The 20127-nt window shown below is 60.1% G+C and carries 24 protein-coding genes; 17 read left to right on the top strand and 7 right to left on the bottom strand.

The features are described from left to right. Positions 1-21: 21 nt before the first annotated feature. On the top strand, positions 22-246 hold the full coding sequence (locus tag J2T55_RS10560) for a hypothetical protein (protein WP_259056372.1): 225 nt from the start codon (positions 22-24) through the stop codon (positions 244-246). A 284-nt stretch (positions 247-530) separates the two neighbouring features. Then, complete coding sequence (locus J2T55_RS10555) at positions 531-2666, top strand: putative bifunctional diguanylate cyclase/phosphodiesterase (protein ID WP_259056370.1); 2136 nt, start codon at positions 531-533, stop codon at positions 2664-2666. Positions 2667-2740: 74 nt separating this feature from the next. Here J2T55_RS10555 and J2T55_RS10550 read toward each other — a convergent pair whose 3' ends face one another. After that, the gene (locus J2T55_RS10550) at positions 2741-2995 is read right to left on the bottom strand and encodes a hypothetical protein (RefSeq protein WP_259056368.1); all 255 of its coding nucleotides are present in this window, start codon (positions 2993-2995) and stop codon (positions 2741-2743) included. 195 nt (positions 2996-3190) lie between these two features. Between J2T55_RS10550 and J2T55_RS10545 the strand changes: the two genes are divergently transcribed. Genes J2T55_RS10545 through J2T55_RS10530 form a run of 4 tightly spaced genes read left to right on the top strand, consistent with a single transcriptional unit; the run spans position 3191 to position 5780 of the window. Further along, a complete protein-coding gene (locus J2T55_RS10545; protein WP_259056366.1) occupies positions 3191-3922 on the top strand; it encodes a MotA/TolQ/ExbB proton channel family protein in 732 nt (243 codons plus the stop codon). A 2-nt stretch (positions 3923-3924) separates the two neighbouring features. Beyond that, positions 3925-4530, top strand: a complete 606-nt coding sequence (locus J2T55_RS10540; protein ID WP_259056364.1) for a hypothetical protein — start codon at positions 3925-3927, stop codon at positions 4528-4530. Between the two features lie 15 nt (positions 4531-4545). Then, entirely contained in the window at positions 4546-5070 is a 525-nt protein-coding gene (locus J2T55_RS10535) for a hypothetical protein (protein ID WP_259056355.1), read from the top strand. Between the two features lie 2 nt (positions 5071-5072). Further along, a complete protein-coding gene (locus J2T55_RS10530) occupies positions 5073-5780 on the top strand; it encodes a hypothetical protein (protein WP_259056353.1) in 708 nt (235 codons plus the stop codon). 43 nt (positions 5781-5823) lie between these two features. On the opposite strand, the gene J2T55_RS10525 is transcribed toward J2T55_RS10530, so the two are convergent. Beyond that, positions 5824-6666 (bottom strand): aldo/keto reductase family protein, encoded by an 843-nt coding sequence (locus J2T55_RS10525; RefSeq protein ID WP_259056351.1) that lies wholly within the window; start codon positions 6664-6666, stop codon positions 5824-5826. 130 nt (positions 6667-6796) lie between these two features. Here J2T55_RS10525 and J2T55_RS10520 point away from each other — a divergent pair, with 130 nt between their 5' ends. Continuing rightward, positions 6797-6970, top strand: a complete 174-nt coding sequence (locus tag J2T55_RS10520) for a hypothetical protein (protein WP_259056350.1) — start codon at positions 6797-6799, stop codon at positions 6968-6970. A gap of 100 nt (positions 6971-7070) precedes the next feature. Here the strand turns inward: J2T55_RS10520 and sugE are convergent, their stop codons facing one another. After that, the gene (gene sugE, locus J2T55_RS10515; protein WP_259056348.1) at positions 7071-7385 is read right to left on the bottom strand and encodes a quaternary ammonium compound efflux SMR transporter SugE; all 315 of its coding nucleotides are present in this window, start codon (positions 7383-7385) and stop codon (positions 7071-7073) included. A gap of 224 nt (positions 7386-7609) precedes the next feature. Between sugE and J2T55_RS10510 the strand changes: the two genes are divergently transcribed. From J2T55_RS10510 to J2T55_RS10480, 7 genes are all read left to right on the top strand, one after another. Next, the gene (locus J2T55_RS10510; protein WP_259056345.1) at positions 7610-7876 is read left to right on the top strand and encodes a hypothetical protein; all 267 of its coding nucleotides are present in this window, start codon (positions 7610-7612) and stop codon (positions 7874-7876) included. Between the two features lie 78 nt (positions 7877-7954). Next, positions 7955-8659, top strand: a complete 705-nt coding sequence (locus J2T55_RS10505; RefSeq protein ID WP_259056343.1) for a hypothetical protein — start codon at positions 7955-7957, stop codon at positions 8657-8659. Positions 8660-8739: 80 nt separating this feature from the next. Further along, positions 8740-9942: a TraB/GumN family protein gene (locus J2T55_RS10500; RefSeq protein ID WP_259056341.1), complete on the top strand. Its 1203-nt coding sequence runs from the start codon at positions 8740-8742 to the stop codon at positions 9940-9942. A gap of 140 nt (positions 9943-10082) precedes the next feature. Then, positions 10083-11138, top strand: coding sequence for an NAD(P)-dependent alcohol dehydrogenase (locus J2T55_RS10495; RefSeq protein WP_407660079.1), 1056 nt, complete (start codon positions 10083-10085; stop codon positions 11136-11138). A 432-nt stretch (positions 11139-11570) separates the two neighbouring features. Beyond that, on the top strand, positions 11571-12191 hold the full coding sequence (locus tag J2T55_RS10490; protein WP_259056323.1) for a LuxR C-terminal-related transcriptional regulator: 621 nt from the start codon (positions 11571-11573) through the stop codon (positions 12189-12191). A 175-nt stretch (positions 12192-12366) separates the two neighbouring features. Then, complete coding sequence (locus J2T55_RS10485; protein ID WP_259056322.1) at positions 12367-12951, top strand: hypothetical protein; 585 nt, start codon at positions 12367-12369, stop codon at positions 12949-12951. A gap of 502 nt (positions 12952-13453) precedes the next feature. After that, the gene (locus J2T55_RS10480; protein WP_259056320.1) at positions 13454-13681 is read left to right on the top strand and encodes a hypothetical protein; all 228 of its coding nucleotides are present in this window, start codon (positions 13454-13456) and stop codon (positions 13679-13681) included. A gap of 1 nt (position 13682) precedes the next feature. Here J2T55_RS10480 and mddA read toward each other — a convergent pair whose 3' ends face one another. From mddA to J2T55_RS10460, 4 genes are all read right to left on the bottom strand, one after another. After that, positions 13683-14420 (bottom strand): methanethiol S-methyltransferase, encoded by a 738-nt coding sequence (gene mddA, locus J2T55_RS10475; protein WP_259056318.1) that lies wholly within the window; start codon positions 14418-14420, stop codon positions 13683-13685. Between the two features lie 66 nt (positions 14421-14486). Next, the gene (locus J2T55_RS10470; RefSeq protein ID WP_259056316.1) at positions 14487-15695 is read right to left on the bottom strand and encodes a putative porin; all 1209 of its coding nucleotides are present in this window, start codon (positions 15693-15695) and stop codon (positions 14487-14489) included. Between the two features lie 68 nt (positions 15696-15763). Then, a complete protein-coding gene (locus tag J2T55_RS10465) occupies positions 15764-16213 on the bottom strand; it encodes an NfeD family protein (protein ID WP_259056315.1) in 450 nt (149 codons plus the stop codon). 85 nt (positions 16214-16298) lie between these two features. Continuing rightward, positions 16299-17711, bottom strand: a complete 1413-nt coding sequence (locus tag J2T55_RS10460) for a sodium/proline symporter (protein ID WP_259056313.1) — start codon at positions 17709-17711, stop codon at positions 16299-16301. A 169-nt stretch (positions 17712-17880) separates the two neighbouring features. Here J2T55_RS10460 and J2T55_RS10455 point away from each other — a divergent pair, with 169 nt between their 5' ends. From J2T55_RS10455 to J2T55_RS10445, 3 genes are all read left to right on the top strand, one after another. After that, positions 17881-18288, top strand: coding sequence for a hypothetical protein (locus J2T55_RS10455; protein WP_259056310.1), 408 nt, complete (start codon positions 17881-17883; stop codon positions 18286-18288). Positions 18289-18482: 194 nt separating this feature from the next. Continuing rightward, positions 18483-18950 (top strand): YybH family protein, encoded by a 468-nt coding sequence (locus J2T55_RS10450; RefSeq protein WP_259056308.1) that lies wholly within the window; start codon positions 18483-18485, stop codon positions 18948-18950. A gap of 182 nt (positions 18951-19132) precedes the next feature. After that, positions 19133-20113, top strand: a complete 981-nt coding sequence (locus J2T55_RS10445; RefSeq protein WP_259056306.1) for a DUF3014 domain-containing protein — start codon at positions 19133-19135, stop codon at positions 20111-20113. Positions 20114-20127: the final 14 nt, after the last annotated feature.

Genomic DNA, 20127 nt, shown 5'->3' with positions numbered 1-20127 from the left:
CGTTATATCAAGGGGTTGTGGATGTCCGTTCTGCTTGAGATTGCCGGCGTCGCGCTCGGCGTCTGGGTGGTCATTGGGATCGGGCTTAAGGCCATGCATGACGGCTACACCTACGACAATAACTTGCCCCACGGTCAGCGGACCATCCATCGCTCTGAGCGGCCGGTCAGGTTCTGGTACGTCAGCGGGTTCTATACGCTGGGCGGTATCGGCATCATCTTCTATAGCCTCGGTTATCTCGGCTGAATGTTATGGGCCATCCCTGAGGCCAGAAACGTGAATTGTTTCCTGCAGCCACACCGGTAGACGAACGCCCGCTGTAATTACGATTCTGATGAGCAGGCCTGTATGTCCAGCCCTTGATCAGGCTGCTCTCGTAGCTGTCGTGAGCATGGCCTTTTAAAGCGAATTATTGATCGCAGTTCGGGCTCCGGTATTGACCGGATTACACTGGCGCACGCACAAACCTGCTTGTTGGCAAGGGCAGGGACGCCTATGATGGAATTTCTTGAACAGGGGAGTTCGGGCGCATGATCCTTCGGGTCGCTGTTGCCACTGGCCTGTGGTTGTTGTCGGCCATTGTCATGGCCGGCCAGGCCGACTCGCCTGATGCGGATGGCCCGGTCGTTTTTCAGGGGGCAACATACTACGCGCCGTTCTACGCGATTGATTCCGAGACCGGGGACTATGCCGGTTTCGATATCGCCCTGTTCGAGGCCATTGCCGGGACGGCCGGCTTCGAGGTCGCTTACCGCTTCGACGACTGGGATACGGTGCAGCACAACCTGACCACCGGTCGGGTGGATGTGGTGCCGATGTTCGTGTCACCGGAGCGGGCCGAGCGCTACAGTTTCACGGATCCCATCCTGATCGAGAATCACCTGCTGTTTGGCTATCAGGACGCTGCAAGTCATCGCAATCTCAAGTCGCTGGCCGGCTACCGCATAGCGGCCGAAGGGGGTGCCTATGCCCTGCAGGAATTGCAGCGTCGGAATATAGACGCGACCCTTATCAAGACCAACAGCGAGGCCGAGGCGCTGCAGCGGGTCGTCCGCGGGGAAGCGGACTACGCGCTGGTCCCCACGCATATCGGTTACTACAGCCTTGAAAAGCAGGGCCTGCACCAGCTGAGTGCCCTGAGCCCGCCCGTGTTGCCGGTCGCCTATGCCTATGCCGTGCATCCCGGCCAGCCGGAACTGCTCGAGGCCATCAATGCCGCCCTCATCCAGCTGCAGCGCCAGGGCGTGCGCCGGGAACTGCAGGAACAGTGGCTGGCGCCCTACGATCCTGAAAATGTTTACGAATCGGGATCGTATTGGTGGCTGATCGGGGTGGGCCTTCTGGTCGTGGCACTGGTGATCGCGATCGGCTGGTATCGCTATCGTACCTGGCAACCGGCGGCCCCGCCGGCCAGTGCCCCGGCCGCGGACACCGAGCCCGTTACCGGGCTGCTGCAAAAGGCGCCGTTCATGGCACAGGTCCAGGCGCAACTGGCCGGGCGAACCAGCCGCGACGGGGCGCTTATACTGGTTGCGATCGATGACTATGCCTACCTGCAGCATATCGCCGATGATGAAACCAATCGCGCGTTACTGCAGCGCACGGCCGAACGCCTGCAGCGGATACTGCCTGGACCGATCGGCTACCTCGATCTGAATCAGTTTGCCGGCCTGGTCGACAGCGATCACGAGACGGTCATCCGCCGGATCGGCGCGATTAACGATCTCGTCGTCGAAGTGTACGGCCAGCGGCTGCCGGTTGAACTTACGATGGGTGTGGCACTGCTGTCGGGAACGGCAGACGATATCACCGAGACCCTGCGCCGGGCACGGCTGGCCCTGCATGATGCCCTGCAACAACGGGTCCCCTGTCAACGCTACGCTGCGGCGTTGGAACCGGATGTCGAGGATCTCGCGCTGGTCAATGATCTCAAGCAGGCACTGACCGCCCGCCAGCTGACCTGGTATTTCCAGGCGCAGTTCAGCCTGGACGAACAACGCGTGACCGGGGCGGAGATGCTGATCCGCTGGCAGCACCCGCGACGGGGCTGGATCAGCCCGGAGCGCTTCATCCGCCTGGCCGAACAGCACCGCTTGATCAACATCATCACCCGGCAGCTGATCGGCAAGGCTGAACAGGTGCTCAGGCACTGGCGTGAGCTGCATTATGACGGCCGGCTGTCCATTAATGTCTCCGCCCGCGACCTCGCCGATGACGCCATCATCGAGATGCTGGTCGAGACGTTCAAGCCGTTTACCGGGTTGTTGACGATCGAGATTACCGAGACCGCTCTGATGCAGGATATCGAGACCATCGCGGCCAATCTCAGGCGGCTCAGTGCCGCGGGCATCCGCATCAGCCTGGATGATTATGGCACCGGTTATTCCTCGCTGAATTATCTGAAGCTGTTTCCCATCAATGAAATCAAGATCGACCGCGATTTCATCCGCCATCTCGAGACGTCGGATCGGGATAATAAACTCACGCAGGCCAGCATCCAGCTCGCGCATGAACTCAATGCCCTGATCGTCGCCGAAGGCGTGGAAAGTCAGCCCATCATGGATCGCTTGATGGAACTGGGCTGTGACGTCGTCCAGGGCTACGGCATTGCCAGGCCGTTGCCGGAGTCGGAGTTCCTCGAATTTGCCCGCAAGGACCGCAACTGAAGTACAGCCGGTTGTTCAGGTTCCGGTGTGTTTATGACGCGCAGTCATGACAGGGGCGAAGGGCGTGCCGTCTTTCAAGCGGGATCGATATAGGCGACTTCAGACTCCAGACTTAACCGATCGCGCAGCGGGCACTGCGGGTCGTCTTCCGGTAACTCGGCGATGCTTTGCGGTGTGAGGTTGGGCAGCGGCTTGTCGCACAGGTACCAGGCCACCAGGATGTCGGTGTCGGTCACCTCGCAGATCACGCCGAGGGTCTCGGGTGGCACGCCGTGGACGTAGCTGTTGGTTTTGACCATGGTGCCGACTGTGGTCTGTGAAGCTTCCATGATAATGCGTATCCCCATTTATTCTGAATACGCCGTATTGTAACGGCGCAGTGGCGATTGTCACACGCGACAGTCCGCTGTTGTGTCCGGTGTATCGATGACCGAGTGTATAGGCTGGATAATTGACATGTCGGGCCGTAAGCTTGGCCGCGGATGCTGCCGGTGTATAGAATGATGCGGCAGGAGAAAAGGACGATGACGCAACGCCAACCCCAACAGCTGTTGCTGATCTGGTTGCTGCTGACGGTGACGATCGCAGCGGCCCTGTTCGTGGCCTGGCAACAGGGCTACCTGGCGACCCTGTATGCCAGTGACCGCAGCTACATTGCCTGGCTGGTCAGCGCGCTGTTCGTGCTGAGTTGGTGCCACGGCGGGCTGCGGGCCGTGCAGCTGTCGCGGGAGTTGACCCGTGCCGACAGTGCCCGCTGGCGTTACCGCCAGGCCGCGCAGCCCGAACCGGTTACGGCGGCTGACGCCGCGACCGTGCGCGCCGCGTTGCCACCGTCGTCGGTGCAGGCCTATCTGGGCGACTGGCTTGCCAACCGGCCCGCCGCCCGGGACGAGGACACAGCCACGGCGAACGAGCTGCTGCGCAGCTACGAGTACCAGCTCAAGCATCCGCAGGAGCTGGGCTGGCTGGCCACCGATGTCATGCTCAAGCTCGGCCTGGTCGGCACCATCGTCGGCTTCATCATGATGCTGGCCAGTGTCGCCGGTATCGAGGACTTCGATGTCAGTAGCATGCAGGGCGTGCTGCAGCTGATGAGCGGCGGCATGGCCACGGCCCTGTATACCACCCTGACGGGCATCACCTGCAGCATGCTGGCCGGTTTCCAGTATTACATCCTGGACAAGGGCGCCAACCACATTGTCGATACCATGCGCTACATCAGTCATGCGCTGATCGACAAGACCGCGCGGAGCTGAGCATGGAAGGCAGCGCACTCGAGGGGCTGCGCCGCAGCCGCCAGGATCCGTTCATCGACCTGCTGTTCAATGCACTGCTGGGATTCACGTTCCTGTTCCTGGTCGCGATCATGTTCATGAATCCCGAGGCCAAGAGCGGCATCATCGATCCCAAGGCCGAATACATCATCACGGTGACCTGGCCGGACAACAATCCCAACGACATCGACACCTGGGTCGAGGATCCGGACGGCAATTTAATCTGGTTCCGCAATCCCGAGTCCGGGCTCATTCACCTGGACCGCGACGACCGCGGCAAGGTCAGCGACACCATCAAGGTGGACGGCCGCGAGGTCACCAACCCGCTGAACCAGGAAGTTGTCACCATCCGCGGCACCGTCAAGGGCGAATACGTGGTCAACACGCACTATTACGCCTCGGATAATGGTGAACCGGTGGACGTGACCGTGAAGGTCGAGAAGGTCAATCCCAAACTCGAGGTGGTTTACTACGATACGCACACCCTGCAGCAGGAAGGGAATGAAAAAACCGCGGTGCGCTTCAAGATCGACCGCGACGGTGACGTGATCGACGTCGGTACGTTGCCCAAGCAGCTGGTCAGCCGATAAATCAAGGAGCAAGTTATGGTATGGGGTGTCACAGGCCTGTTGGCCGGCTATGCATTTGTCCTGTTCGTGCTGTTGTGCGTGCTGATCTACTGCCGGCTGCACTGGCTGTTCAAGGCCGCCTGCATGGTGCTGGCGCTCGGCTTTTTCATCATCACGTATTACTCCTTCGTACCGCTGCTGGGCTGGCCGACCGGCGCGAAACTGCCGGACCAGGTGCAGTTCATGGGTGGTTATGTGCGCCAGCCCAACAAGGTCACGGGCGAGGCCGGGGGCATCTATCTCTGGGGCATGAGCCTGGCCGAAGACATCGATCGCCAGCTGCCGCGAGCCTACCGCCTGCCTTACAGCGAACCGCTGCATGAAAAGGTCAACCAGGCCAAACGCAAGATGGAAAACGGTGTGCCGCAGATGGTCGAGGTCAGCGGTGAGGTCGAAAGCGATAACGCGCGCAAGTCCCAGGCCAGCAACGAGGGCGGCGGTGGCGCCATCGCGCCGATCGATTTCTACGACATGCCGGTCGTCGAGCCGCCGGAGAAATGAAGATGATGCAGCAGCGCTTCCTTGGACTGGCCCTGCTTTTTCTGGCAGGCGTCTTGCTGGCCGCCTGTCAGCAGGCGGGTGACTCGGCCTATCTGCCGCTGGTCGACTATCGCGTCCATACCTACGACGTGCGCGTGTCCCAGGGTGATAACACGCAACAGCAGCGCCAGGTCGTCGAGATCACCGGCCCGCATGAAGCCGACGGTCAGACTATCTACCTGCGTAACATCGGCGGCCGCTATCAGCAGGCGCTGACGCGGGAAGCCGACGGTGTTTACCTGATCGGCGACATTCCGGCCCAGACACTGCGGCTGTTCGATGAGCCGGCGCTGTTGATGCCGGCCGAACCTGCCGTGGGTGATACCTGGCAGGGCCTGGACTACAGCCGGCTGCTGGAATGGCGCAAGCATGCCCTGGAGCATGCGGACAAGTCATTGCACAAGCCGATCAACATGCAGTTCGAATGCGTGGCCACGGATGAGACTGTGAACACGCCGGCCGGGCGCTTTCATGATGTGCTGCGCATCGAGGGGACCGGCGAGGGCCGGTTCGAACTGGGTGCCGTCCGCGATCTCAACCGCATCACGATCGCGGTGACCCACTGGTACGCACCCGGCGTTGGGCTTATCAAGAGCGAACGCCGCGAGTCGTCTGATACGGGCCTGCTTATCGCCGGCGAGGAAAAGCGCGTACTGCAGCGCTACGAGTGATTGCTGCTGACTGACGCCGGCGGTGTGCAATCATGACATGCCGCTAGCCGGCCAGCTGTTCGATCTCGACCATCTCGGTCCGGTTCAGTACCAGCTCAAGAGCCGCCAGGTCATCGCGCATGTGCTGGGCGTTGGTCGTACCGGTCAACGGCAGCATGCCGATCTGCCGGGCGAAGGCAAAGATGACCTGCTGGGGCGTGACGCCGTGGTGGTCGGCGATCATGCGAAGCCGGCTGTCCTCCAGCACGGCGGTGTTGGCCGTCAGCAGTGAAAAGCCCTGGTAGACGATGCCGTGTTCGGCGCAGAGTTCGCGCACGGCGCGGTCCCAGCCATTTTTGGCGAAACAGCGGTTCTGCACCGCCATCGGTTTGATGGTTGCCTTGTCCAGCAGATCGCGCAGGTGGCCGACACCGATGTTGCTGATGCCGATGTGCCGCACCACGCCGCGCTCGTGCAGGGCTTCCAGTTGTGACCAGATCGTCCAGTCCGTCTCGTTCAGACCGCGCGGATCGTGGGGACCGTGCAGCAGGTAACTGTCGAGGTAGTCCGTCGCAAGGTTGTTCAGTGATCCCTGCAGCGACTGCTCGACCTGATCGGCGAGCGGCGCTTGTGCATCGTAGGGAATGGTGCTGCCGTGACCGTCCAGTGGCGTGAACTTGGTCTGCAGGAACAGATCCTCGCGCCCGAGCGCCTGCTCGCCCAGGGCCGTATTGAGACCTTCGCCCACGCCCGGTTCGTTGTAGTGGCGCGGCTGGTTGGCGGTATCGATCGCACGGCAGCCGGCCGCGATCGCCTGGCGGACGAGTTCGGCTGTGGCGTTCTCTTTCCAGGCGGTGCCGTACAGGATCACCGGCCAGGTGTTGTCGGTGGCGGCCGCTGTCGTCATCGGGATTCTCTCCTGTATTGCTTGATTTTAGACCCTGCCGTAACAATTTTGTGCTGTCTATAGCGCACATGTTCCCAGCGTTGTCTGTGCAAGCCATTGAACTGAAATCCAGCGCAGCGCGGGATGGCGCATGAATCGTGATGAGTGTAAGCGGATAGCCGAAGGCAGCTTGGCGATCATCGAGCAGGGTGGCTACAGTATGGCTGACGGCCAGTCGTTCGATATCAATCAGGCCGTGCGTGCAATGAAGTTTATGCCCGAAATAACATCATTGCGAATACTGCGTGGAAGTGCAGCAGGGTGAAGCGATCTCGTGTCTATATTGGAAAAGGCAATTTGTTTGCCAGAGTATATAATCAACCGGCTTGAGAAATTAGAGTATCGTCTCCGCCATGCTCCTTGGTCTATGCTGCAAGCTTAAGCCCGATAATACCGGCGATGATCAGTGCTATGCTGATCAGCCGGGTAGCATTTACAGGCTCTCCCAGCAGTATAATACCCATCAAAACGGTTCCAGCTGCTCCAACTCCTACCCAAACGGCATAAGCGGTACCAACCGGAAGCGACTTCATGGCGATGCCCAGCAACCAGAGACTGATAACCATTGTCAGTACGGTCCAAACCGTGGGCCACAACCGGGTGAAGCCCTCGGTATACTTCAGCCCAATTGCCCAGCTGACCTCAAACAGTCCTGCAATAAAAAGAATGATCCAAGCCATGTATTTGCCTTGTAGTAATGTAGGAATCGTCTGCGACGTGTTTCGGAATGGAGAAGTCGTTCATGTGCCTTTCAACGACCACACAACTGTCTAGTGAAATTATTACATTGAAATGCTATGAATAATTAAATGAGAAGTAGAATAATTATATTTTAGTACTTCTGGTATACAGGAAGCAATACTGAAGCCCGGCAGATGGTGTGTTGATCTTTGCTGTTTAATTAATGCAGCAGTTCTTCAATGCCCTGGCCGACTATGCGGATGCCGAATGGCTATTCGTGGTTAGTGGCGTGGCGCGGGCCCATCAAAACAGTGGCGGTGCCACGAGCAGCGATGATAATGCCATCGGCCACGGTTGCGGTGTCTGGAGGACGAAGGTTTACCTGGCAGTCGATAGTCTGCAATCCTTTGCTGCTGTAGCCTTTCTGCGAAGAGCCAAAAAACTGCTACTCGTTGGCGATAATTTATCGGTTTTCATGGTCAGAGGTTAAACTGACGCCGTTGAGCGGCGTGTCCCGTTCGCTTTTTCGATTCATCCAGGGCATGGCTGGCCATGCCGGAGTGCCTTCATGATGTTGTCCGGTCCGTTATTGATGTTAAGCAGGAAAAGCCTGGTTGCACTGGTCGTGCTAATGGGGGCTGCATCTTCCGTGTCAGCCGCCGGTACCGCGGTGGTGGCCGGCCAGGGTGAGCAGGGCAGCGGCCGCATGGAAATCGCCTGGGCCGGCGAGCACATGCGCATGGACTTTCCGGCGCAGCCCGGCACCCATATCGTCGTGCGCGATGGCCAGAGCTTTGCGGTGACGCACGAGAGTGGCCGCTCGGTGGTCATGGACATGGCCACGATGGGCCAGATGGCGCCGCTGTTCGGTGCCCGCCTGGGTCTGCCCATGAACCGCGCCGTTTCCGTTGATGGTATCCGGCCACTGGGCGAGTCGGAGACGGTGGCCGGTGTCCGCGGTGCGCGCTATCGCATCGACTGGACCGATGCCGAGGGCCGGCCGCGCAGCGATACTGTCGTGCTGACCGATGACCCGCGCGTGGTCGAACTGACCCAGGCGCTGCGGCGGCATGTCGAGTCGATGCAGATTGCCGTGGCGCGGCCAATCAGTGTGGCGTTGCGTGAACGCGGCCAGGGCGTGCTGCGTTTTGCCGACCGCTTCGAGGTGGTATCCATATCGGAGCGCGTGCCGCCGGCCGAGGCCTTTGCCTTGCCGGCTGAGCCCATGAGCCTGTTCCAGGTGATGCAGGATCTCGGCGGCTGGTTCGAGTAGCAAGCGCGGCTGTTCGCCATGCCGTGATCGGTTATCCTGTGCGCTGTCGTTAACGTCTTTTATCCAACCGGAATTATCCCTTGTCTGATTCAGCCCCTGTTCAAGCGCCCATGCGCACCGTGCGCGTGGGTGATACCGAAGTGACCCTGCTCGGCACCGCGCATGTTTCGCGCCAGAGTGCCGAGGATGTGCGCGCCGCGATTGCGGCGCAGGATTACGACGCCGTCGCCGTGGAACTGTGCCAGCCACGTTACGCGCATCTCAGCGGCGAACATGACTGGCGCGAGCTGGACCTGCTGCAGGTGATCCGCTCCGGCCGCGCCGGCATGGTGGCCGCGCAGCTGGCGCTGTCGGCGTACCAGAAACGTCTGGCCGAGCAGCTCGACATCGAACCGGGCGCGGAAATGCGTGCCGCTATCGACGCCGCGCACGCGCGCCAGCTGCCGGTCTGGCTGGTCGACCGCAATGTCGGCATTACCCTGAAGCGGCTGTTGCGCACGGTGCCCGGCTGGCAGCGCTGGACTCTGATGAGCGGCCTGCTGAGCACGTTCCTGACGCGTTCGAAGGTCGAGGAAGCCGACATCGAGCAGCTCAAGGAAGGGGATTTGCTGGAGCATACCTTTACCGAGTTCGCGCAGAACTCGCCGCAGCTCTACGAGGCGCTGGTCGCCGAACGCGACCGCTACATGGCCGCGCGCCTGCGCGAGCTGATCGCCGGCGAGCAACCGGAACGCGTGCTGGTCGTGATCGGCGCCGGCCATCTCGACGGTCTTGCCCGGCAGCTCGGTGAAACACAGAGCGATCCGCGCACCACGCGCGAGGCACTGGAAATCGTGCCGCCGGCCGGTCGTTTCATGCGCTGGCTGCCGTGGCTGGTGGTGGCCGTGATCCTGACCGGCTTCGCCATCGGTTTCGCCCGCGGTCCCGAACTCGGCTGGCAGCTGGTCACCGAGTGGGTGCTGATCAACGGCACGCTGACGGCGTTCGGTGCCGTGCTGGCACTGGCGCATCCGCTCACCGTGATCACCGCCTTTGTCGCCGCGCCGTTGACCTCGCTCAACCCGACGATCGGTGCCGGCATGGTGACCGCCGCGGTGCAGACTGCCGTCAGCCCGCCGCAGATGAGCGACTTCGACACCGTGCGCGATCAGATCAGCCAACTGCGCGGCTGGTGGCAGAACCGCGTCGCCCGCATTCTGCTCGTGTTCGTGTTCTGCACGCTGGGCTCGGCCGCAGCAACCTACATCGCCGGTTTTCGCATTTTCGAACAGCTGGCGCTCTAGTCCACCTCCAGGTCCCGGTTGGGCTGAACGTGCGCCCGCCTGGCTGGTCGGATTGATTAGTTACGCTGCGCCGATCATGGCGCAGTGGTTATTCAATGTCCGACGGGAGGTCGAACGTTATGCTGGAAAAAACCGAGAATCTGCAGAAAACCGCCGCCTATGGTACCCACTCCGCGGACAAGCCGCTGGAACCCCTGACCATCGAGCGGCGCCAGCCCGGCCCGCGCGACGTGCAGATCGACATCGACTACTGCGGCGTCTGCCATACCGACATCCATTTCGTGCGCAACGAGTGGGGCGGTACCGCCTACCCGATCGTCCCCGGTCACGAGATCATCGGCCGGGTCACGGCGGTGGGTGATGAAGTGACGGGCTTTGAACCGGGCCAGCGCGTCGGCGTCGGTTGCCTGGTCGATTCCTGCCGCACCTGCCCGGATTGCAAGGAAGGCCTGGAGCAGTACTGCCAGAACGGTTTCACGCTGACCTACAACAGCCCGGATCCGCACACCGGCAAGATGACCTACGGCGGTTATTCCAGCCAGGTCGTGGTCGATCAGGACTTCGTCCTGCGCGTGTCAGAGAAACTCGATGCCGCCGCCGCCGCGCCGCTGCTGTGTGCCGGCATTACCACGTATTCGCCGCTGAATTTCTGGAACATCGGACCCGGCCAGAAGGTCGGCGTGGTCGGCCTCGGCGGGCTCGGTCACATGGCGGTGAAGATCGCCCACGCGATGGGCGCCGAGGTGGTGCTGTTCACCACGTCGCCGGGCAAGACCGAGGACGCCAAACGCCTCGGTGCCAGCGAGGTCGTTGTCTCGAAGAACGACGACGAGATGCAGCAACACGCCGGCAGCCTGGATTTCATCCTCAATACCGTCGCCGCACCGCATAACCTTGACGCCTACCTGTCCCTGCTGAAACGCGACGGTACGATGTGCCTGGTCGGCGTACCGGGTGAACCGCACCCGGCGCCGGACATCACCAATCTGGTATTCGGCCGCCGCAAGCTGGCCGGCTCGCTGATCGGTGGCCTGAAGGAAACCCAGGAAATGCTCGACTTCTGCGCCGAGCACGGCATCACCTCCGACGTCGAAGTGATCAATATCGAGGACATCAACGACGCTTACGAACGCATGCTGAAGAGTGACGTGAAGTACCGTTTCGTTATTGATATTGACGGTTCGCTGAAGCAGTAGTGTAGTTTTTAACACCCCCACCTTGGTCCTCCCCCATCAAGGGGGAGGAGATGATCTGTTATCTTGATTTTAACCTCCCCCTTTACGGGGGAGGTCGATGAACGAAGTTCATCGGGTGAGGGTGTTATTTAATATCCATTATTCCTGGCTGTGCGCAAACTGGCCTGTCCATGTTGCAAACCGATCAAAAGACGTGCCGAGTCAACATCAACCCGGAAAATTATCCAAGTTTACAATGCGCCCTGCCGATATCTTTGCTGCTGTCAAGTTGAATATTGCAGCGCAATACCACTATGATTTATACCAGAGAAGTTCGGTGGAATAGAACAACAAGATTGGTTATTCACAATATATAATTAAGGAAACAATATCCGGATTAAAAACATATAAGAGTTGATCTGAAATCAATATCAAATTAAGGGACGCGTGACGATGAAGCAGGCGCGATCTTGGATAGTATTGATAGGGTCTACGCCCGAAATTGCTCTGGCAGTGGGCGAAGCCCTGCAGGGGGCACGGTTTACTTTTAGCTGGTTCCCAGACACGGGGTCTTTTCAGGCCACGTCGCTTGAACAGCATCCGCGTTGTGTTCTCGTGGATTTTGACTGCGAGCAGCTTCAGCACAGTTTTTCCATGCTGGAAGACCTGCTGAAAGCCACATGGCGCTGGCCATCCGTGGTGATCAACTTCCGGGGTGAATTGCCCCTGCCTGTGCAGATGCTGCGATTATACAATTTTATATTCCTGGACGAACCTTATTCACATAAGGTGCTGCTTCGGGCTATCCGTTACACCCGGCGATTCAAACCCTACCGCACAGCCAACGATGTTAGTACCGCTCTTCACCTTATAAGGGAACTGTCCCGTCTGACGCCCCGTGAAATGGTCATTGCCGGTGAAATGCTCCATGGTTACTCCACCAAGGAAATTGCCCGAAGTTTCGACCTGAGCTCAAAGACAGTGGAAATCCATCGCTCAAGGGTTTTGCAGAAATTGAGGTCGCAATCCACCACGAAACTACTTTGGCGCTACCTCGAAGAAGCGACCGGTTAGCCAGCGCTCTCCGGCCGGCTGAGAATCCCGGCAAGCATTTACGGCTGCCTTGCCCCGGAAGCCCTGCAAATATGTCCCGCAGGGGTAGGGGAACACCCTGATTGTTGACCAGACCGGCTGCTGGTTTACTGGCCGTCCCCGAAGACAAAATAAGGTGTTAGAGAGGTAGACAAGAATGAACAAGGAAATAGAAGAGGAAGCGGCAGTCTGGCAGCAATTTTACCAATCCTGGTTGAAACTGTTGGGTGCTGACATGGTGATCGATAGTGTCGACCGCTGGCAGACGGATATGGTAAATGGCGTGGAGAGCGCCATGGAGCCGGCATGGCAGCTTCCTCTGCGTTGGCTGAACGATGTGAAAAGGATTGTCGAGGCCGGCGAACTGCCGGAGCCGGTTCAGACCATGGCGCTGCAGAATATACAGATTGGCAAGACGGGTCTTGAGATCGCGCAAAGCTACAATGCCAGTTGTTTGCACGCAGCCGCCACCTTGCAGATTGATGCGGAGAAGGCAAGTCAGTACTGGCTCGGATCGGCAGGCGCTACTCAGTCTACTGGCCCGAATACGGCTGATGACATATTGAGCACCACTCATAGTGAGAATGACGGTAAAAGTGACGCAGCTGAAGCACAGGATATCGATGTGCTACCGGACACAGGCGCGCATGAATCCCGGCCGGCAGCCAGGCGTACGCGAAAAACAACCCGGCGTACCGAAGCTGACCAGGGCCAGGCGATACCGGCTTCAGTTTCCCTGTAAACGCGCCTGTTAGCGCGAATAGACGGGCAAGCATAGTCTTATCAGGGCCGCCGTTCCAACGGCGGCTTTTTTTTGACTTCAAAACAGGCGGCAACTTTATTCGGACGCGGTTCGGACGTAACAATGCGCTGAAGCAGCAGCGTGATTTTTAATCACCCCCACCTTAATCCTCCCCCGTCGAGGGGGAGGAGATAATCTTTTTTGGATGCTGAAGGTAGCATTGAACGTGGCGTATATATTGATGGTTTGTTAAAGAAAAGCAGTAGTGGATTTTTTATCATCCCCACCTCCGTATCAAGTACGGGACAGGCTTTAACCTCCCCCATCGAGGGGGAGGAAATGATCGGTTGTTTCATTTTTTAACCTCCCCCTTGACGGGGGAGGTCGATGAACGAAGTTCATCGGGTGGGGGTGATAGACAAGGCCACTGGATCCATGGGCTGTTCGCCTGTGACCGGCATTCTATGGCAGGCTGACAGGTGCTATGCATAGGGGGAGTGACATGGATGACGATCGTTACGCGCCGGCGCAGGGTACGGAAAAATGGATCTGCTGGTTCCTCGTTCTGCTCGGTATCATCAAGCTGATCGAGGGTTTGATACTGCAAACCTTCGGTCCGCCGGGTCCGCTGGATTTTCTGGTGCCGATCTTTCTCATGGGTGTCGGTTGCGCCCGTCTCAAGGGCTGGGTGCCACGCGGTGGCGGCGGCGGCGGTGGTAGTGGCCCCTGAGCTAACGCGCCGTCCGGCGGCCGAACGGGCATAAAGCCGGAACCTCGTCGCGATACTGCAGATAGGTGCTGCCGTGCTTGGCGATCAGGTCGCGCTCCTCGATGCGGATGCCGATCAGGATATAGAGCGTCATCAGTATGGCGAACTGCAGGTGGCCCAGGCTCATCGTCGGCGTCGCCCAGAACGCCAGTACAAAGCCGCTCATCAACGGGTGGCGTACCCAGTTGTAGAGCAGGGTCTGTCTGAACTCCGGACTGGTGTATGACCGGTTGGTCGCGAACAGGAACACCTGGCGCAGGCCGAACAGGTCGAAGTGGTTGATGAGAAAAGTGCTGAGCAGGACGATCAGCCAGCCGGCCGCGAATAATGCGTAGATCAGGCCCTGTCCCAGCGGCGCCTCGACCGACCAGATCGTCCGCGGCAGACCCTGCCAGCCCCAGAACAACAGGATCAGGAACAGGCTGGCGACAAGTACGTAGGTGCTGCGCTCCAGTGGCGCCGGCAGCCAGGTGGTCAGCTTCTGCTTGAAGCCCGGTCGCGCCATGATGGTGTGCTGAACGGCGAAGGCGAGAACCAGCAATGTGTTGACGACAAGGGCGAATGCCAGGCTGTCGCTGGCGTGGCTGTCTATCGTCTTCGGCACGACGAGATTGCCGACGAAGCCGATGAGGTACAGAAATGTGGCGAAGAAGACGCCATAGCAGACCAGACCGTAAACCAGGGCAAACAGACGCAGCATCGCTCACCCTCCTCAAATTGGCGGTTTGCATGGAGTATAGAACATTTTGCCGGCAGTTCAGCCGGTTCAGAAGCGATAGTTGAGATCCAGGCGAAAACGGTTGCCGTCCTGTGGCGTGGCGATCGATTCGGCCAGGTAGAGTCGGGCGCGCAGGTCGAGATCATCTCTCAGCCAGTAGCGGCCGCTGATGCCATGTCCCTTGATGTCGCTGGACTGAGTCTGGCCGCCGCTGCCCCAGCGAACCCAGTCGGACTGTGCATAGGCAGCATTCAGCGCGAGTTTTTCGAGATAGGCGTAGACATAGCCGAACTCCCAGCGTCGACCGTAGGCATGCTCGATCGGGCCGCCGGTCAGCAGGGACAGTACGAGGCCATTACGTTGGTCGCGAAATGTCGCGGTAATTGGTTCACTGTCCGATTTATAGTTCTCGAAATTGCGCAGCAAATCCACACCCAAGCTGATGTAGGCGGGGCCGGCATGATCAAGCTCACGACGCGCCTCCGCTGACAGCATGCCGATGCGATAGTCGCGTTCACCATTGCCGTTGATCAGAAAACGGCTGCGGTCCGTGCCGTTGATCGCCAGCCCGCCCACTGCCGCGCGCAGCCGCCAGGCCGGTGCGGGTGTGGTCGATAGCGTCGCCTGCGCGGCGGTAAGGCGGCCACCGAGATCGTACATGCCGTCCGGCAGACCGAAATGACCGGCTCTTAGCCCCATGCGGGTATCGTGGCCGGATGTTTCGAAGCCGGCGAAGGCGCCCATGAGCGTCGCATTGTCGGCCCAGATCATTTCCTGGTTATTGGCCTGCCAGAACGGATAACTATTGCGACCCAGCCAGGCATGGTGGCCGGAGCGTTTGTACTCGGCGAACCATTGATCCGGAAACATGCGAAAGTCATCGCGCGTGCCGCCACTCAGGTCCTTGATCGTCAGCGCCGAGGATTGCTGGCTGGCCTCGCGGGATGTGCGGGCACGAAATTGCAGGCGCCAGTGCTCGGTTGGTTCATGGCGCAGGCCCAGTCTTATCCGGTAGCGCAGGCGGTTGCGATCATCACGTTGCGCGCCGGACTCATTGCGAGAATCAAAATCGGTTTCAAAACGTCCACGCAGGTCACCGAACAGGCTCAGCTTCCCGGCCTCATCGAGAACCCAAGTGGCCTGTGCTGGCATGGTTATGGCGACGAGGAACACGCCGATGAGGTAACTGAGATATTTCATTGCGCGCGCAAATGCAGCGCGCGCGGTCGGCACATTGCCGGCTGCGGTTATGCTCATGCGGGGGGTCCGAAAAAGAGTAATCCTGCCAGAAAAACCGGCGTAATAATACGCTGCCTGTTTCGTGTCTATGCAGGCTGACCAGATTCAGACGGGTCCAACGGTTCGACGATCAGGACCAGTCCGTCGTTGTCGACGACGCGTACGCGCTGTCCGGAATGGATGGGCGTTTCATCATGGCTGCGCGCCAGCCAGCGTTCGCCCTTGATCCTGATCTGGCCTTCCGGAGCCAGCGGCGCGACGACCTGGGCGGTGGCTCCAAGCAGTGCCCGGGCCCCGGTGGCCGGGCCGGTTGTAAACGCCAGCCGGCAGAGCGGATAGAGGGCGGCGTCCTTGATCAGCCACCCGGCCATGATCCAGAAGGCGAGGTGCAGGCCTATCAGTTCGCCGGCCACGGCCCACCCCAGCAGACAAATCAGCAGCAGCCAGCCGGGAATCTGGACGAGGATGTAACGGGTCAGTGCGGTCATGCCGGGATGTAGGCCTGGTCTGGTGTATGGCTGTATTTCAGCTGCCATTCTACCGGGGGATTCCGGTTACCCGCTACGCGCTACCCGGCATGACCGTTGTTTCATTCGCTTTACCAATCGAATGTTGATGTCATTATTCAGGCCTGGTTTTGTTGTGGCTGCGCCAGCCCTGCCAGGCGATACCCAGGGCGATGAAGAACGGCAGCAGGCGTGCCAGTGCATTGCCGGGCGCCTCCGGCAGAAAATTGAGAATGACGGTCAGCGTGAAGCCGGTCAGCAGGGCGGCCATGCGATACCGCGCCGCGACCGGTCCGAAAAACAGCAAGACGATCAGCAGCGGGCCGAAGGCGTTGCCCAGCGCCAGCCAGGCGAACAGCACGCGATCGTAGATCGACTCGGGGAAATACAGCGCCATGATCGCGGCGAGCACGCCGATGACCAGGATAACGGCGCGATCGATGCGCAGGGAAAAGCGGCCGTCGCGCAGGTCATGGCTGACCGCGCTGCCGGCGACCAGCAGCTGGCTGTCCGAGGTCGACATGATCGCCGCCAGCACGCCGCCGCTGATGATGCCACTGAGTAACGCCGGCAATAGTTCGCTGCTCAGTCCCAGGACAATCGACTCGGGATCATCAATCTCCGGCAGCAGTACCCGCCCGCACAGACCGAGCAGGACCATGCCGCTGAAGACCAGGCAGGCCCAGGTCAGGGCGATGGCGCGGGCAAAGCGGATCTGCGTCGCCGATTCCAGCGCCATGAAACGGTTCACCACGTGCGGCTGACCCGGGTAGGCCAGGCCGATGCCGAACAGACCGGCGACGAAGACGATCGCCATGAGCAGGTCGGGCTGATCGACCAGCCGTAGCAGGCCGGGTTCGTCCAGTGCCTGCAGGCCCTGCCAGAGGCCGTCCTGGCCGCCGACCACAATGAATGCCGTGACGGGCAGAATGACCGCGACCGCCAGCATCATCAGGCCCTGAACGGCATCGGTGACGCTCGCCGCCCAGAAGCCGCCGAGGAAAACGTAGGCGATCACGATGGCCGCACCGATGAGGATTGCCGTGCCGCTGCCGATGGGCAGGGCGCTGTCGATGGCGGTGCCGGCGGCCTGGAACTGCGAGGCGACGTAAAGCGTGAAACAGAACAGGATGATGACCGCGCCGACCCGGCGCAGGCGGCGCTCGGCGCCGCGGTCGGCGCCGCGGTCGGCACCCTGGCCGAGGAATTCCAGCAAAGTCAGCGCCTGGCTGTCGCGGCTGGCCGGCTGCAGGCGCGGGGCGATGAAGCACCAGTTGATCAGAAACCCGGACAGCACGGCCGGGATCAGCCAGACGGCCTGCAGGCCCCACTGGTAGGCGGCGCCGCTGACGCCGAGCAGTGCCCAGGCCGAGGCGGAACTCGCCGAAGCACTGAGGCCGGCAACGACCGGGCCCATGCGCCGGCCGGCCAGGTGGAAATCGCTACTGTCGCCAATACGCTCGCGCGTCCAGACGCCGATGCCGAGCAGTACGGCCAGGTAGGCAAACAGGGTGATGGCAGTCAGCATGGGTAGCTGGTTCAGGTAGCCGGTGAAAATATCACGCTGCCAAGTTTGCGATATTGCCGGCAGTCAGAAAAGCCCGCTACGGGTTGCGCGACTGTTGTCGCCGCAGCGGGCGCCGTAAAATGATCGTCTTTGTTGAACCCGCGCCAATTTCCGGAACGGATGTGAATGTATGACCGCGTCTATCAATGAAACCACGCCCATGGACAGCCGCCGCCGGCGGCAATTGACCCTTGCCGTACTCAGTCTGTTCGACAAGTGGCATGTGGCGGACGAACAGCGGCTGCAGATGCTGGGTGAAAGCGCCGACAACACGGCACTGCTGCAGACATTGGCAGAGGGCGGCAGTCTTGAGGCGGATTCCGAGGCGCTGCAACGTGCCGGGCACCTGCTGGGGATTCACCGCAGCCTGCAACAGCGCTACGCCAACAGCCCGCGTATTGTTGAAGAATGGATACACTGCCCCAACAGTTTGACCAACAACCAGGCGCCGATCGAGTGGCTGTGCCTGAAGAACATCGACGGCGTGCAGCGTGTGCACAAACTGGTCGAGGCGCAGTTCGGCGGCGGCTGGTCATAGCGACAGGCGACTGAACGAAGTACCGGATTGCTCCTCAAAGCCGGTGAGGATACAGGATGACCGCCATTCGTAACGCCTGCGGGTCAACAGTGACAGCGCAACAAGGCCGGGTGGTCATCACAGAATAATACATACATGGCTGAAACAGGGCATAACCGCTAACAGGCTATTGCGCCTGATGGAGAGACTCTTAAATGAATGGATTGAAAAACACGGGCAAACTTTACGCACTCGCCCTCACGGGGCTACTGGCCCTCGGGCTGACCGGCCCGGCGCTGGCAGACAGTGCCACCGAAACGGCCGAGGAACTCAACCGCGACTGGAACCGGGCCTTCAACAGTCACAATGCCGAGGAACTCGCCAGCATGTACGCGGAAGACGCGCTGGTGTCGCCGGCCAGCGGCAAGGTAATCAAGGGCCGTGAGGCGATTCAGGAACTGTTTCAGGGCTACATCGACAACGGCCTGAAAAAGCACCGCATTACGGTGCTGCGCGCCGATGCCAGCGGCAAAATGCTGTACCAGGTGGCTGAATGGCGCGCTTCCGGAAAGCCGAAGAACGCGGTCATTCCGCTGCACAAGGGCATACTGAAAACCGTTTTCAAGCGTAATGATGCCGGTGACTGGCGCATCCAGTCCCATGTCTGGAACATGGAAAAGTAATCTGTCCCGGTAGTGCTATCAGGCCGGGACGAGACAATTGCAGTTTCGTCCCGGCCTGGCAGCACGGCCACACTTTTGATTGCCGGGACGGCCTGGCGATGTATCCGGCGAGCCCTCGGCTGGCCATTTTCAGGGCCTGCAAGAGGTGCATCGTACAGACGGTATGTTAAAGTTTCGCCACTATGAAACCCGATCCCCGCGACCGTCCCCAATACGGCGATGGGCCGTCATACGGCCCATGGCTGGTTGCCATCGTGGTTCTGGCGCTGGTTGCCGCCGCGACCTATTACTACTGGCCACGCGTCGAGACCCTGTCCGATCAGGTCATGGAGCAGTCCGGGCGTACCGGCGAGGCGGCCGGGACATCGGCCGAGTCCGGCGACCAGCCCACCGACGAACAGGCGAACGAACCTGAAGAGCCGCAGTACCCGGTGCCGGACACGGCGACTCTGCCGGATGAACTCGACCCGGATCATGATGCGGAATCGCAGGCCGGGGACACGGATGACGATACTGACCGCGAGATCGACGCGGAAGGGGAACGCGCCGACCGGTCACTGCCGCCACTGGAAGAAAGCGATGCCAGCGTGCGCGAATCGGTACAGACGTTCGTGCCCGAAAACCGGTTCGAGGAGCTGTTCATCCCCGAGTCTCTGATCCGTCATTTCGTCGTGACCATCGACAACATGACGCGCGAGAAGCTGCCGGAGAAATATGATTTCACCCAGCCGCCGCCGGACACGTTCAAGGTACGCGAGGTCGGTGACGAGGAATACGAGCTGGACCCGGCCAACTACGAACGCTACGAGCGTTTCGTGCTGTTTGCCGAATCGGTGAACCTGGACCAGGTGGTGTCGTTGTATACGCGTTACTACCCGCTGTTTCAGCAGGCCTACGAGGAACTGGGCTATCCGGATCGTTATTTCAATGATCGCCTGGTCAAGGTGCTCGAGCATCTGCTGGCCATGCCGGATATCGAACAACCGGTTGATCTGGTGCGGCCCAACGTGTTCTACAAGTTCGCCGATCCGGAACTGGAAGACATGTCCGCCGGCCACAAGCTGATGGTTCGTATCGGGCCCGATAACGCCGCGCGCATCAAGCAGGTCATGCGTGGTCTGCACGAGCGGCTGACCAGCCTGGAAGCCCGGCAACTGGACTGAACAGGCCGGCGTTG

It is taken from the genome of Methylohalomonas lacus (assembly GCF_024808875.1).
Lineage (GTDB): Bacteria > Pseudomonadota > Gammaproteobacteria > Methylohalomonadales > Methylohalomonadaceae > Methylohalomonas > Methylohalomonas lacus.
Note: the sequence above shows the minus strand (reverse complement) of the source record. Positions and strands in the feature narration are given on the sequence as shown.

Coding starts and splice junctions, on each gene's coding strand:
- J2T55_RS10560 (WP_259056372.1), top strand. CDS start 22: ATGTCCGTTCTGCTTGAGATTGCCGGCGTCGCGCTCGGCGTCTGGGTG.
- J2T55_RS10555 (WP_259056370.1), top strand. CDS start 531: ATGATCCTTCGGGTCGCTGTTGCCACTGGCCTGTGGTTGTTGTCGGCC.
- J2T55_RS10550 (WP_259056368.1), bottom strand. CDS start 2,995: ATGGAAGCTTCACAGACCACAGTCGGCACCATGGTCAAAACCAACAGC.
- J2T55_RS10545 (WP_259056366.1), top strand. CDS start 3,191: ATGACGCAACGCCAACCCCAACAGCTGTTGCTGATCTGGTTGCTGCTG.
- J2T55_RS10540 (WP_259056364.1), top strand. CDS start 3,925: ATGGAAGGCAGCGCACTCGAGGGGCTGCGCCGCAGCCGCCAGGATCCG.
- J2T55_RS10535 (WP_259056355.1), top strand. CDS start 4,546: ATGGTATGGGGTGTCACAGGCCTGTTGGCCGGCTATGCATTTGTCCTG.
- J2T55_RS10530 (WP_259056353.1), top strand. CDS start 5,073: ATGATGCAGCAGCGCTTCCTTGGACTGGCCCTGCTTTTTCTGGCAGGC.
- J2T55_RS10525 (WP_259056351.1), bottom strand. CDS start 6,666: ATGACGACAGCGGCCGCCACCGACAACACCTGGCCGGTGATCCTGTAC.
- J2T55_RS10520 (WP_259056350.1), top strand. CDS start 6,797: ATGAATCGTGATGAGTGTAAGCGGATAGCCGAAGGCAGCTTGGCGATC.
- sugE (WP_259056348.1), bottom strand. CDS start 7,385: ATGGCTTGGATCATTCTTTTTATTGCAGGACTGTTTGAGGTCAGCTGG.
- J2T55_RS10510 (WP_259056345.1), top strand. CDS start 7,610: ATGCAGCAGTTCTTCAATGCCCTGGCCGACTATGCGGATGCCGAATGG.
- J2T55_RS10505 (WP_259056343.1), top strand. CDS start 7,955: ATGATGTTGTCCGGTCCGTTATTGATGTTAAGCAGGAAAAGCCTGGTT.
- J2T55_RS10490 (WP_259056323.1), top strand. CDS start 11,571: ATGAAGCAGGCGCGATCTTGGATAGTATTGATAGGGTCTACGCCCGAA.
- J2T55_RS10485 (WP_259056322.1), top strand. CDS start 12,367: ATGAACAAGGAAATAGAAGAGGAAGCGGCAGTCTGGCAGCAATTTTAC.
- J2T55_RS10480 (WP_259056320.1), top strand. CDS start 13,454: ATGGATGACGATCGTTACGCGCCGGCGCAGGGTACGGAAAAATGGATC.
- mddA (WP_259056318.1), bottom strand. CDS start 14,420: ATGCTGCGTCTGTTTGCCCTGGTTTACGGTCTGGTCTGCTATGGCGTC.
- J2T55_RS10470 (WP_259056316.1), bottom strand. CDS start 15,695: ATGAGCATAACCGCAGCCGGCAATGTGCCGACCGCGCGCGCTGCATTT.
- J2T55_RS10465 (WP_259056315.1), bottom strand. CDS start 16,213: ATGGCAGCTGAAATACAGCCATACACCAGACCAGGCCTACATCCCGGC.
- J2T55_RS10460 (WP_259056313.1), bottom strand. CDS start 17,711: ATGCTGACTGCCATCACCCTGTTTGCCTACCTGGCCGTACTGCTCGGC.
- J2T55_RS10455 (WP_259056310.1), top strand. CDS start 17,881: ATGACCGCGTCTATCAATGAAACCACGCCCATGGACAGCCGCCGCCGG.
- J2T55_RS10450 (WP_259056308.1), top strand. CDS start 18,483: ATGAATGGATTGAAAAACACGGGCAAACTTTACGCACTCGCCCTCACG.
- J2T55_RS10445 (WP_259056306.1), top strand. CDS start 19,133: ATGAAACCCGATCCCCGCGACCGTCCCCAATACGGCGATGGGCCGTCA.